General features: G+C 62.0%; 11 protein-coding genes and 2 tRNA genes. 12 read left to right on the top strand and 1 reads right to left on the bottom strand.

What is annotated here, in order from left to right:
- Nucleotides 1-25: 25 nt before the first annotated feature.
- On the top strand, nt 26-778 hold the full coding sequence (locus KBB96_RS15045) for a Nif3-like dinuclear metal center hexameric protein (protein WP_211630278.1): 753 nt from the start codon (nt 26-28) through the stop codon (nt 776-778).
- Between the two features lie 2 nt (nt 779-780).
- Complete coding sequence (locus KBB96_RS15040) at nt 781-1,344, top strand: DNA-3-methyladenine glycosylase (RefSeq protein WP_211630277.1); 564 nt, start codon at nt 781-783, stop codon at nt 1,342-1,344.
- A 26-nt stretch (nt 1,345-1,370) separates the two neighbouring features.
- Here KBB96_RS15040 and KBB96_RS15035 read toward each other — a convergent pair.
- Nucleotides 1,371-1,444 (bottom strand) — tRNA-Gly (locus KBB96_RS15035).
- Nucleotides 1,445-1,609: 165 nt separating this feature from the next.
- Between KBB96_RS15035 and KBB96_RS15030 the strand changes: the two genes are divergently transcribed.
- The 10 genes from KBB96_RS15030 (at nt 1,610) to recG (ending at nt 13,028) form a co-directional block, all read left to right on the top strand.
- Nucleotides 1,610-1,680 (top strand) — tRNA-Gly (locus KBB96_RS15030).
- 42 nt (nt 1,681-1,722) lie between these two features.
- A complete protein-coding gene (locus KBB96_RS15025) occupies nt 1,723-2,568 on the top strand; it encodes a hypothetical protein (protein ID WP_211630276.1) in 846 nt (281 codons plus the stop codon).
- A gap of 47 nt (nt 2,569-2,615) precedes the next feature.
- A complete protein-coding gene (locus KBB96_RS15020; RefSeq protein ID WP_211630274.1) occupies nt 2,616-3,953 on the top strand; it encodes a porin family protein in 1,338 nt (445 codons plus the stop codon).
- Nucleotides 3,954-4,074: 121 nt separating this feature from the next.
- Entirely contained in the window at nt 4,075-6,255 is a 2,181-nt protein-coding gene (locus KBB96_RS15015) for a GumC family protein (RefSeq protein ID WP_211630272.1), read from the top strand.
- A gap of 37 nt (nt 6,256-6,292) precedes the next feature.
- Entirely contained in the window at nt 6,293-6,856 is a 564-nt protein-coding gene (locus KBB96_RS15010; protein WP_211630271.1) for a polysaccharide biosynthesis/export family protein, read from the top strand.
- 51 nt (nt 6,857-6,907) lie between these two features.
- On the top strand, nt 6,908-7,627 hold the full coding sequence (locus KBB96_RS15005; RefSeq protein WP_211630270.1) for a PDZ domain-containing protein: 720 nt from the start codon (nt 6,908-6,910) through the stop codon (nt 7,625-7,627).
- Nucleotides 7,628-7,821: 194 nt separating this feature from the next.
- On the top strand, nt 7,822-9,969 hold the full coding sequence (locus KBB96_RS15000) for a carboxy terminal-processing peptidase (RefSeq protein WP_226373553.1): 2,148 nt from the start codon (nt 7,822-7,824) through the stop codon (nt 9,967-9,969).
- A gap of 10 nt (nt 9,970-9,979) precedes the next feature.
- Nucleotides 9,980-10,678 (top strand): YggS family pyridoxal phosphate-dependent enzyme, encoded by a 699-nt coding sequence (locus KBB96_RS14995; protein WP_211630267.1) that lies wholly within the window; start codon nt 9,980-9,982, stop codon nt 10,676-10,678.
- 14 nt (nt 10,679-10,692) lie between these two features.
- Nucleotides 10,693-11,001: a gamma-butyrobetaine hydroxylase-like domain-containing protein gene (locus KBB96_RS14990; protein ID WP_226373552.1), complete on the top strand. Its 309-nt coding sequence runs from the start codon at nt 10,693-10,695 to the stop codon at nt 10,999-11,001.
- Nucleotides 11,002-11,015: 14 nt separating this feature from the next.
- The gene (gene recG / locus KBB96_RS14985; RefSeq protein WP_211630264.1) at nt 11,016-13,028 is read left to right on the top strand and encodes an ATP-dependent DNA helicase RecG; all 2,013 of its coding nucleotides are present in this window, start codon (nt 11,016-11,018) and stop codon (nt 13,026-13,028) included.
- Nucleotides 13,029-13,105 lie beyond the last annotated feature (77 nt).

Raw genomic sequence — 13,105 nt, 5'->3', positions numbered from 1 at the left:
TTCTGCCATCGGCTAGATAGCGGGCATGGATTTGGCGACCTTGACGGGCTTTCTCGACTCCGAACTGCGGATCGGTGAGATCGCGGACTATTCCGGGGCGGTGAACGGTCTCCAACTGGAGAACAGTGGCGAAGTGCCGCGCCTCATTGCGGCGGTGGATGCTTCCCTGCCCGTGATCGAGGCTGCCGCGGCGGGCGGTCCGGGCTTGCTGCTCGTGCATCACGGGATGTTCTGGCAGGGAGCCCAGCCGGTTCGCGGTGCGTTTTATCGGAAACTCAAGACCGCCATGGATGCCGGGCTGGCGATCTATTCGGCCCACCTGCCGCTGGATGTCCATCCAGAGTGGGGGAACAACGTCCTGCTCGCCCGCGCGATCGGGTTGCAAAGTCCCGAGCCATTCCTCGATTGGAAGGGGCGGCCCATGGGATTGCGGGGCGCCTGGGAGGGAACACGCGGGCAGTTGGTCGAGGCGACCGCTGCCGCAGTGGGAGGGTCGGTCCACCTTTGCCCGGGCGGCAGGGAGCACATTTCGAATGTCGGCCTCGTCACGGGTGGAGCGGGTAGCGAGGTCGCGGCGGCTGCGGCCAGCGGCATCGATGCCTTCATCACCGGGGAAGGACCTCACTGGAGTTATCCCTTGGCGGAAGAATTGGGGCTCAATGTCCTCTATGCCGGTCACTATGCGACCGAGACCTTCGGGGTCAAAGCACTGGCGCAGGAGTTGTCACAACGCTTCGGATTGCCTTGGGAATTCGTGGATCGCCCGACCGGCCTTTGAGCATGGAGAAAATCGACGCAGGATTCTTCACCCGCCATCCTGTGGACTGTGCCCGGGATCTGATCGGCTGCACGTTCCACTGGTATGGATGCGTCGGGCGGATCGTCGAAACGGAAGCCTATGCGGCGGAGGGCGATCCCGCCTGCCACACCTTTTTCCGACCCGGCGCGCGCCGATTCGTGGCCTCTCATGAGGCGGGGGATGCATATGTTTATCTCAACTACGGGGTCCATTGGCTCTTCAATATTCTCGCAAGAGGCGGCGGCATGGATGGGTTCGTCCTGTTCCGGGCCCTGGAGCCGGTCGGAGGCTTGGAGGGCATGCGGAAACGCCGGCCCGGGGTGAAGGATCGGGAGCTCTGCTCAGGGCCGGGCAAACTGACCAAGGCCCTCGGCATCGACGGCAGCCATCACGCCACTACATTTCTCGATGATCCGGAATGCTCGATTTTCAGGGGTCCCGTGAAACATCGCGTGGAAGGCCCGAGAATTGGGATCTCGGCTGCCATTGATCTGCCGTGGCGGTTTGGCGACCCGAATTCGACCTCCTTGAGCCGGAAATTTTAGAATTCCAAAGGTCCGGCAGGAGGCGGTGGTACGGGTGATGAGAATCGAACTCACGTATCGAGCTTGGGAAGCTCGCGTTCTACCATTGAACTACACCCGCCTTGGAAGGGGACCGCGACAGGGCTATCCCAAGGGACAGGGAAGGCAACCTCAAACGTCGCAAAATGCCGTAAAATCGGGCTTTGGACGTGCAAATTGCGCCTCCAAAATCGCAAAAAAACGCTTGCCGCCATTTTAGGGTGCCTGTTAGCTTGCAGGCGTCAACGCGGGCATAGCTTAGTGGTAAAGCCCTAGCCTTCCAAGCTAGCCATGCGGGTTCGATTCCCGCTGCCCGCTTTTTTTCTGCCGGTAATCCTCACATCAGGAATTTCGATCATCATGAACAAGACCGCCACGCGCGCCTTCTTTGGTGCAGCCATGGGCTTTTTTGCTTTCTCCGCCAGCGCGGCTGAGGACGGCGCGAAGCTCGCCGCCTCCGTGAAGGAGTCCATCGCCGCCAAGCCCTCCGATCTTCTCTCGATCGTGGAGCGTAACGTGTCCGCTCATTCGGGCAGCGCCTGCGAGATCGTGAAGGCCGCCATTGAGGCCTCCAAGGCGAACTCGGACACCGTCGCCTCCATCGTCCAGACCGCCTCGACCGCGGCTCCGGACCAGATGCGCCTCATCGCCCAGTGCTCGCTCGCCGCGGCTCCGGATGCGGTCGGCAGCGTGCAGGCCGTGATGGCCAAGCTCGATCCGGGCACCGGTGGCGGCTCCTACAGCTCAAAGGAAGCTGGCAGCTACCTCTGGGGAAAGAACATCCGCATCGGCAAGGCCGTCGCGACCCAGAACCCCGAGCACTACAAGGTGGTTGACACCAACGGAGTCTATCTCGGTGATCTCAATGCCAAGGCCGGTGTTGACACCCGCGTCCGCGCCACCGCGACCGGCGGCGGCAGCACTTGGGTTTACACCGCCAAGGTTCCCGTGCCGAACGAGTGCTGGGTTCAGGCTCCCGGCGGCTACCTCGTCGTCCGCAACGCCGACAATCTCGATTTCTACCTCCAGCCCTGCGATGAGGAATTCAATCCGCTGAACTTCCCCGGCAAAGGCCCGGTCCAGTTCAGCCCGAATGACACCAAGACCCCGGATGGCGGCCTGCTGCCTCCCGGCCCGGGTGCCGAGATCCCACCGGTCCTTGAGCCGCCGGTGACGACCGATCCGAATTTCTCCAACCCGACTTGAATGGAACCACCCCCCAGTCTGTTCACCTTTAAATCCAATTTCTCTAGATGAAACGCACCCTTCTTGCCGGCGTTGCCGGTTTGTCCGCCTTGGGCTCCGCCTACGGCCAAGGCCTCTACTACGCCGGCAGCGAATCCCAGGAGAACTCTCCTCTCAAGTGGACCGTTGGCATCAACGCCACCTATGACGACAACGTCAACCCGACGTCGCCAGCCGTCTTCATCAATCCCATCACCTCCGCGGTCACACCGAATCCGGGCTACAAGGAAAGCGCCTACAGCCTGAATCCCTATGTCGGCGTGTCCTTCGTGTCCGCCAATCCGCAGACCACTTGGGACGTCTATGGCCGCCTCGGTCTGATCTACTACTTGGATGCTCCCAGTGCTTCCGGTTCCGAAGACCTTTACACCCAGGCCCGCGCCGGTGTGAACCTGACGCACCGCTTCAACGAGCGCCTCCGCCTCAGCAGCCGCAGCTTCGTCGCTTACGAGCTCGAGCCGGACTATGCCTATGGCTTTGCCAGTTCCCGCCAGGTGGGCGAATACTTCTACTGGGAAACCGACAATTCCCTCGGCTACCGCTGGACCGAACGCCTCGCGACCTACACCGGTCTCACGCTCAGCGGTCTGACCTACGATGACAACGTTCCGAATGCGGATCGTTTCACTTGGGCGGTTTACAACCAGTTCCGCTACCAGTTCACCCCGCAGACCGTCGGCACCGCCGAGTATCGCTACTCACAGACCGAAGGTGACGGGCTTGCCTCCGATGCCACCGACCAGTTCATCCTCGTCGGTATCGAGCACCGCCTCAGCCCGAACACGATCTTCGTGGCCAAGGCCGGTGCCCAGCTCCACGACGTGGACTCCACCATCGGCGACGGCAGCACCACCAACCCGTATTTCGAAGCGGCTCTGAATTCCCAGATCAACACCGCCTTCCGGGTCCGTGCGTTCGCCCGCTACTCCAATGAGAACTACGACACCGTCCGCACGGTGTTCGGCGCGACCTCGGCCGGCCCGGTGGTGCAGTTCGACCAGTATGAGTTCACTTCCCGCGAGACCCTCCGTCTCGGTGTGAGCGCCGACTACACGGTATCGTCCCGTCTCTCGGTGTTTGCCGGAGTGGACTACATCCCGGCCAGCTTCGATGATGGTGTTCTCGCCAATAACCTCGCCGTTTCCGGTCCGTTCCCGCCGGGCGTTCCTGCCCGCGTCAGCGGCCTCAGCGAAGATCTTGTGAACGCCTACATCGGCCTGTCCGTCAAGTTCACCGACCGCATCACCGGCGATGTGTCCTACAACTACACGGACTCCAGCTCGGATCTGTATGCGAACAGCTACAACCGCAACCGCATCAACGTCGGCGTCCGCGCCGAGTTCTAAGCCGGTCCGCCTCGTTACAAAACGTCACGACATTTGACTTCCCCGGAACTCCCGCAATGATTTCATTGCGGGAGTTCGTCTTTTCAGGGGACTGCTTCCATTTTTTCTCCCGTCCCATGCCATGAATCCGCAGACTCCCATCCCCTCCGAGGCGACCCTGCACGCGGTCGACTACTGGCAGGTCATCAAGAACCGCTACGGCGTCATTTTGCTCACGCTGCTCCTGGTGTTCATGACCGCCGCCGTGATCACCTACGTGATGCCGAAGAAGTACGAAAGTACCGCGGTCGTCGAAGTGAAAGCCCCGTCTCCCGGACTCACCGTTCTGGGGCGTGAAAACACCGAACTCAGCACCGGCGCCGTATCCGCCCAGTTCTTCGCCACCCAGTTCGAAGTGATCAAATCCCGCAACGTGCTTTCCAAGGTCTCCGACCAGCTTGAGCTGCCGAACCGCTGGGGATACGACAAGGAAAGCGTCCTGATGATTCTGAAGGGGATCGTTGATGCGCAGAACCGCCGTGGCACCGACCTGATCGACATCAAGGTGCGGCACACGAACAAGGAGGATGCCCGCGACATCGCCGACGAGGTGGCCAAGGCCTACTATACCTACCGTACCGAGGACGAAAAAAACCAGTCCGACGCGCAGTTGAAGGAACTGTCCCGCTTGGTTCAGGACCAGGAGGACAAGGTCGAGGAGAAACGCAAGCTTCTCACGAACATCGTCCGCACGAAGGGGATCATCCTTACGGGTCAGGAAAGCCTGTATGGCGCCGCCATCAATGAGGATGACCGCGGAGCGGTCAGCGCCCGTGAAACGGCGAACAAGCTGGAACAGGAGAAGATCCAGATCGAGAGCCAGATCCAGACGCTGCTGAAGTACGACAGCGACCAACTCCTCACCTATGCAGCAGGTCTCAATCTGCCGGAGAACATCATCAAAGCCCTGTATCCCCAGTATCTGGAGCTCCAGCGCACGATTTCCACCTTGAAGACGCAGGGGCTCGGCGCCCGCCACCCGCTGGTGCTCGCGAAGAACCAGGAGCTAGGCAACATGAAGCGCCAGCTCGATGAGGGCGTCGCGAGTCTCAAGGATACGCTTCGCGCCCAGTTGGCGCTCGCGGAAGGCAACCTGGCCAAGTTCAAGGTCTTGAGTGACGAGAAGACGGGTGAAGCGCTCGAACGCTCCATCGATTCCACCGACTACCTCCAGGCCAAGAACGATCTGGAGGGTGCCCAGGACATGCTGAAGGCCATGAAGACCAAGTATGTCTCCGAGAAGGCCCAGGTCCGCATGACCAGCAATTTCGTGAAGGTCCATGAAAGCCCGGTGATCGCTCCCGGTCCGGTCAGCCCGAACGTGACGCTGAACCTCATCCTCGGCGCCGTGGTCGGCCTCGTCTTCGGCGTCGGCATCGCCTTCTTCCTGGAGTATCTCGATACCTCGGTGAAGACCCTTGAGGACGTGGAGCGCTATCTCCAGGTGCCAGTGCTCGCCGTGGTTCCGAAGGATGTCGGCGTGCTCCACAAGCAGAGCGGCATGAGCCCCGATGCGGAGGCTTATCGAATTCTTCGCACGAATATCGAGTTCAACCGCAAGAACCCCGAGGACAACGCCATCACCGTCGTTTCGGGTGGTGCGGGTGAAGGTAAATCGACCACGCTGGTCAACCTTGCCTACATTTGTGCGCAGGGCGGCTACACCACTCTGATGATCGACGCCGACTTGCGCCGCCCGCGTCTCCACACTTTCTTCGACATCAACAACTCGGTGGGTCTGACCAACTACCTCACGACCGAGCTGATGCTTGAGGATGTGATCCTCCAGACTCCGGTGGACAACCTCTACTTCATGCCCTCCGGCATCCTGCCGGCGGACGCCGCGGGCATCCTGAACTCCCGGCGCATGTCGGAACTGATCCAGGATGTGAAGCAGCGCTTCGACCTCGTGCTCGTGGACAGCCCGCCGATCCTCGGGGTGAGCGATGCCTCGGTGCTCGCCAGCGAAGTGGACCTCACCATGATCGTCGTCCAGCACCGCAAGCTGCCGCGCAACATGCTGATGCGTGTGAAGCGGGCCGTCGAGGACGTGGGCGGCCACGTCATCGGGGTGGTGCTCAACAACGTGGATGTCCGCAGTGACAGCCAGTACCAGTATTACACCAGCTATTACACCTACTACGCTCCGGCGGAGTCGCAGCCGGTGTCCCACCAGCCTGCTGCCGCGGCTCAATCCTCGTCGGCTCCGCCCGCCCGCCCGCAGGCGCAAGCCCAGGGGCAGAAGGACTCCGAGCTGTATTGACACGGCGCCAACCTCCACCACCTTTAAGGATATGAACGTGAAGAGTTTCCTTTTTGCCTTGCTGGCGTTCGCCGGCCTGGCGGCGTCTGCCTCGGCGCAGACCACCATTCAACCGGGTCAGGCCATCAAGATCGACCTTCGTGGCGTGCCGCCCGAGGACGCCGCCCGCGTGAGCGGGGAGTACACCGTTTCGGACAGCGGTAATGTGGACATGCCGATGATCGGCCCGGTTTCGGCGGCGGGCACCAGTCCCGCTTCGCTGGGCGGCCGCATTGCGGCGGCCTACAAGGCGGCTGAAATCTACACCAGTCCCAGTGTCAACGTCATCGCCTCCTCGCAGCAGACCCTTGCCAAGCAGGTCGTCCATGTGGGCGGTCGCGTGCGCCGTTCCGGACAGGTTGAATTTGTTGCGGGCCTCACGATTTACCAGGCGATCCAGCAGGCCGGAGGTGCCGATGAGTTCGGAGCCATCAACCGTGTGCTCCTGACCCGTGGCGGCAAGGTGAGGAAACTCGACCTGAAGCAGGAACAGTTCAAAAGCTTCGTTCTTGAGCAGAGCGACACCATTGAAGTTCCCGAGAAGAACATCTGGGGAAATTGAGCTTCTCGAAGGCACCGGTCCCACGGGATCGGTGCTTTTTCATGTACGGCCATGCGCATCGTGTCCTGCCACCGAAGCTGGTTGTGGCTCCTGCTGATGGTGGGAGCCGGACCCATGGTGGGGTGGGCCGTACCGCCCGAGGCGGGGCCTCCCGCGGATGTCCTCAAACGCCTGGCGGCTGAGGACTTCAAGGAGCGTCAGGGCGGTCAGGATGCCCTCCTTGCGTGGGGGCGGAGAAGGCCGAAGGAAGGGATGGAATGGCTCTACCGCCATGCCACGACCGAGACGGACCCGGAAATCCGGCGGCGCTGCCTTGGCGCGTTGCGTGAGATGGTCATGGACACTTACCGGAGGGAGGGGGAAGGCTACATCGGCATCATGATGCAGGCGGTGGCGGCGGTCGTGCCCGGGGATGCCGGGAACCGGTTCGGGGTCCGCATCACCTTTGTGGTGCCGGGTGGACCTGCGGCGAAAGCGGGCCTGCCGGTTGGAGGCCTCATCGTCGGGGCTGGGGACCGGATTTGGCGGGATGCGGATGCGGTGCAGGATTTGCAGAAGTGGATTCGCGCGCGCAAACCAGGCTCGAAGATCACCTTGAAGGTGCTCCGTGGCAATGCGGTGGCGGATGTGGAGGTCACGCTGGACCGCCGCCCGCCGGAGGTGGAGCGGCTGCTTCCATTCGGGGACATGCCGGATGCCGGACGGCTCCAGCGCGAGGCCGAGGAGGCTTATTTCCAGGATTGGCTGGAGAAGCGGAAGGCCCGGAAATAGGGGATTCCACTCTTTTAAAAAATCGACATCTTGCCCCCTTGTGGCAAGGTGACGCGACTCCGCAAATACCGCACGTCGTGCTGTCACCCATGAGTATCATCCGCATCCGCAGGTCGGTTATGGCCGTTATGGCCGCCGCAGTGTCGAGCACCGCGTGTGCCCAAAAGGCTGATTTCAACGAGGTTGGCCGCCAGATGGCCATCCTGCTCCAGAACAGCCACTATTCCCGGTTGCCGTTCAATGCGAAGCTCAGCGAGCAGTTCCTTGAGGATTATCTCCGGGATCTCGACTACGGCCGTGTCTATTTCACGCAGCAGGACGTGGACCGCTTCAAGGCGGACTACGGGGACAAGCTGCACTCCATGCTGTTGCAGAACGAGAGCATGAAGCCGGCCCAGGACATCTACCACACCTTTCAGGCCCGGGTGGAAGCCCGCGTGGCGGATGCGAAGGAGATGCTTTCCGGTCCGGATTTCGATTTCAGCAAGGATGAGACGATCATGCGCTCCCGCAAGGATGCGCCTTGGCCGAAGACCGAAGTGGAGGCGAAGTCGATCTGGCGCCAGCAGATCCGCGAGGCCGTCCTCGCCGAGACCCTGCGCCGCGACATGCTCGTGAAAATGGCGGCCGACCAGGGCAAGCCGGACCCGACCAAGGGCGACCGCGAGCCGAAGGAGAAGATCAGGCTCCGCTACGACCGCTTCCTCCACAGCATCAAGGATGACGTGGATGACGAGGAGATCGCGAACTACTTCCTCAGCGCGGTGGCGCGGTCCTATGATCCGCATACCGATTACATGAGCTTCCGGGAGATGAACCGGTTCAAGGACGGCATGAAGAACGAGCTCGTCGGCATCGGGGCCTTGCTCCAGGCCGAGGAGGACGGCGCCACCAAGATCACCGGCATCGTCGTCAATGGGCCGGCGGATCGCGAAGGCAACATCAAGCTCAACGACCGCATCGTCGCCGTCGATTCCATCAACTCCGGCGTGATGACGGACATCATGTTCATGAAGATCGACAAGGTGGTCGATCTGATCCGAGGCAAGGAGAACACCACGGTCCGCCTCAAGGTCGAACCGGCCGGTGGTGCCCGCGGCGAGGCCAAGATCGTTACCATCACCCGTGGCAAGGTGGAGCTGAAGGACGAGCAGGCGAGCGCCGAGATCATCGAGATGAAGCAGCCCGGAGGAACTCCCCGCCGCCTCGGCTGGATCACGCTGCCTTCGTTCTACGCGGATTTCGATGAAGGTACCACCCGCTGTTCGGTGGACGTGGAGCGCATCCTTGGGCGCCTCAATGAAGAAAAGATCGACGGCCTCATCATCGACCTCCGCAACGACGGCGGCGGCTCGCTCGATGAAGTGCGTCGCATGACCGGCTTCTTCATCAACCGCGGACCCGTGGTGCAGGTGAAGAACACCCTCGGCCAAGTCCAGGTGAAGGACGCGGACAACCGCAAGCCGCTCTATGACGGCCCGATGGTCGTGCTCATCGACAAGAGCAGCGCTTCCGCCAGCGAGATTCTCGCCGGTGCGCTCCAGGACTACAACCGCGCTGTCATCGTCGGCGATTCCTCCACCTTCGGAAAGGGCACTGTCCAGCAGCCGATGGACATCGGCAAGATGCTGCCGTTCTTCGCGGCCCGCGATCGTGCCGGATTCCTCAAAGTCACCATCCAGAAGTTCTACCGCCCGTCCGGTTCCTCGACCCAGCTTGAGGGGGTCGCCTCGGACGTGGTGCTGCCGAGTCTTGCGGACGCCGTGGAGATCGGGGAGAAATTCCTCGATCATGCGTTGCCGCACGATCGCATCCGCCCGGCCGGTGATTTCAACCAGATGCCGAAGGCCAATCTGTTCCTCCCTCGCTTGCAGGAATTGAGCAAGACCCGTGTCACCGCCAGCAAGGACTTCGCCTATGTGACCGAGGATGTCACCAAGGCCAAGACCCGCCAGGCCGAGAACAAGGTTTCGCTGAACATCGCCACCCGCAAGAAAGAGCTGGATGAGGCGGACAGCACCCAGAAGACCCGCAACATCGAGCGCAGGGAGCGTTTCAAGAAGCAGCAGGACGAGGACTCCGCGCGCTTCAAGTTCTACAAGCTCTCGCTGGAGGACATCGAAAAGGGCGCGGACATCCACGCCTACGATCCATCCGTGGAGGACGAGGGCTTCATGCGCAAGGCCAAGGACAAGACCGAGGATCTGGATGACACGCCCCGTTGGCCCAGCGGCATGGATCCGGTGAAGCGGGAAGGCCTCATGGTTCTCAAGGATCTGGTCGATATCACCGAAAACGCCCGCATGGCTGGCATGATCAAGCCCACGGCGGACGTCCGCTGAGAATCGTGTGATGTCGGAGGTGGCGGAGCATCTTGCGGCGGTGGAGGCCCGCATCGCGGCGGCATGCCGGCGGGCGGGCCGGGAGCGGTCATCGGTGGCGCTGATCGCGGTGTCGAAGACGTTTCCGGCGGAGTCCGTGGCGGATGCCGCTGCCGCCGGGCAATCCTTGTTCGGCGAGAGCCGCTTGCAGGAAGCGGAGCCGAAGATCGCGGCTTCCCCGTCCGGCTTGCGCTGGCATTTCATCGGTGGCGTGCAGCGGAACAAGGTGCGGAAGATTTTGCCGCTGTTCGAAGCGATCCATGCGATCGATTCGCTCCGGCTCGCCGCCTACACCGATCAGGTCGCGGCGGAGCTTGGATTGAGGCCGCAGGTTTTTCTCCAGGTGAATGCGGCGGGGGAGCTTTCCAAGGGTGGCTTCGAACCCGTTGTATTGGAGCGGGAGATGGAAGCCCTGCTCGCTTTGAAGCACGTGGAGATCCGTGGCTTGATGACCATTCCACCCGATGATGGCAACGCGCGTCCGTGGTTCTCCGCCCTGCGCGTAATGCGTGATCGGCTCGCCGGTTCCTCCGGTGTGGTGCTGCCGGATCTCAGCATGGGCATGAGTGGGGACTATGAGGAAGCCATCGAGGAGGGCGCGACGCTCGTGCGGGTTGGCTCCGCGATTTTCGGCCGGCGTGCCTATCGGGTGGACGGCGAGCTGGGATGATTCATGCTCCGTGCATGGCCTCCGCCTTTGCCCAAGCCACCGTCATCGGAAACGAACTCGCCATCGCGTTTGCGGATGGAGAGGAGCTGTATCTGCCGCTGCCGATGTTGCGCCGTGCATGTCCATGCGCGTCCTGCCAAGGTGAGCCCGATGCGCTCGGTCGGGTGGTGAAGCCGGTGGTGGAGCTCGGTCCGCGTGCGTTCGATCTGGTGAAGATCGATCCTATCGGCGGCTACGCGCTTCAGTTCGGTTGGGGGGACGGGCATGCCACCGGTCTTTATAGTTTCGATTACCTCCGGCAGTTGTCGCTGCTCGGAGAATAAGCCAGCTCTTCTCCATGATCTCCGCCGATGCCGACCTCTCCTCCCTGCCGGTGCTTCCGGCCAAGGAGGTCGCGGCCTTGGCGGCGGCGGGGTTGCGGACTCCGGCGGATATCCTGGACTGGCTGCCACGGCGTCATGAAGACCGGCGGCGCTTCGATGCGTTCCCGGTGCAGGCTTCCGGTGTGCCGGTGTGTCTGCGCGGCACCGTGGTGGATGCGTCCCTCCGTGGCTTTGGTGGGAGGCGTTTCTATGAAGCGGTGGTGATGGACGGCAGTGGCGGAGTATTCGGCTCCGGCAAGGTGACGTGCCGTTGGTTCAACATGCCGTTCATCCACAAGATGGTCGCCAGCGGCCATGAGGTGATCGTCTATGGCAAGGTGAAGGATTCCAACGGCCGGCTGGTGATCGACCATCCGGAGTTCGAAATTCTCCGCGAGGATGACGGCCCCTCGATCCACCTGGAGCGCATCGTTCCCATTTATAAGAATGTCTCCGGCATTCCGCAGCGGCGCTTGCGCGAGATCGTCCATCTCATGCTGCATCAGGTCGATCCGGCCTCGCTGGCGTGGGTGTATGACGTCGATCCTTCCATGCCGAGGGCGGAGGCGTTCCGGCTGGTGCATTTCCCCGATTCAGCGGAGCAGGCTTCGGTGGTGCGGAGGCGCTTTGCCCTGGAGGAATTTTTCACGCTTCAGCTCAACGTGCTATGGCGTCGCGCGCGGCATGATGAGCATTCAGGCCGCGTGCAAGGCACACGCACCACACTGCTGAAGCGCTTTTATGAAAGCCTGCCCTTTGATCTCACCGGCGCGCAGAAGCGCTCGATCAAGGAGATCGTCTCGGACTTGCGTTCACCGCGGGCGATGAACCGTTTGCTGCAGGGCGATGTGGGGGCGGGTAAGACCTTCGTCGCCATGGCGGCGATGCTGCTGGCGGTGGACTCCGGTGCGCAGGCCGCGCTGATGGCACCCACCCAGATCCTCGCGGAGCAGCACTTCCTCACCTTCCGCCGCTGGCTGGAACCGTTGGGCGTGCGCATCACCCTGCTGACCGCAGCCAAGGAAGAGTCCACCCACCTCGCGATCGAAGGCGAGCCGCAGATCGTGATCGGCACCCACGCGCTGCTGTATGACAAGGTGGCCTTCAAGGATCTCGGATTGGTGGTGATCGATGAGCAGCACAAGTTCGGCGTTGCCCAGCGTGGCCGGCTGGTGGATCAGGGTTCCATTCCCGATGTGCTGGTGATGACCGCCACGCCGATTCCGCGGACGCTCACGCTGACCATCTACGGCGATCTGGATATTTCCCTGCTCGATGAAAAACCCGCCGGACGCGGTCGGATCGTCACCGCCCTGCGCGTGAACCCGAAGCAGACGGACGTGACCGGGTTCGTCAAAAGCCAGCTTGATGAAGGACGGCAGGCCTATCTGGTTTATCCGCTGGTGGAGGAGAGTGACACCCTCAAGGCGGAGTCGGCCACCGAAGCCTTTGAGAAATGGCGGAAGCGCCTGCCGGGCCGGGAGATCGGCCTGTTGCATGGCAAGCTGCCGCCGGAAGACAAGGAAAGCGTGATGCGGCGTTTTCGTGACGGTGAACTGGCCGCACTCATCGCCACCACGGTGATCGAGGTCGGTGTGGATGTGCCGAATGCCAGCGTGATGATCCTGCACCATGCGGAGAGGTTCGGCCTGGCCCAGCTTCACCAGCTTCGCGGGCGCATCGGCCGTGGCGGCCACAAGGGCTACTGCGTGTTGCTCACGGACGGGAAAAGCCCGGAGGCGCTCGAAAAGCTCAAGGTGCTTGAGGGCACGGCGGATGGCTTCGAGATCGCGGAAGCGGACCTGCGTTTGCGCGGGCCGGGCGATGTGCTGGGAACGGCCCAGAGCGGCATGGCGGACCTGAAGTTCATCGATTTCCTGTCCGATGTGGCCCTCATCCGCGAGGCGAGGGCGCTGGCCGGGCATGTCATCCACGTGGATCCACGGTTGGAGGGCGGCTTTGCCAAGCTGGCGGTCCTGATCGCCTGAAGAGTGCGATTTGCACCTTTTTATAGGCGGATAAGTCAAAAGTTACATTTTGTAGGCCTGATTCTGTTAGGGTTGAG

Origin of the sequence: Luteolibacter ambystomatis, from assembly GCF_018137965.1 — a bacterium.
Classification (GTDB): Bacteria; Verrucomicrobiota; Verrucomicrobiia; order Verrucomicrobiales; family Akkermansiaceae; genus Luteolibacter; species Luteolibacter ambystomatis.
The sequence above is the reverse complement of the archived record's forward strand: the minus strand, read 5'-3'. Positions and strand labels throughout refer to the sequence as shown.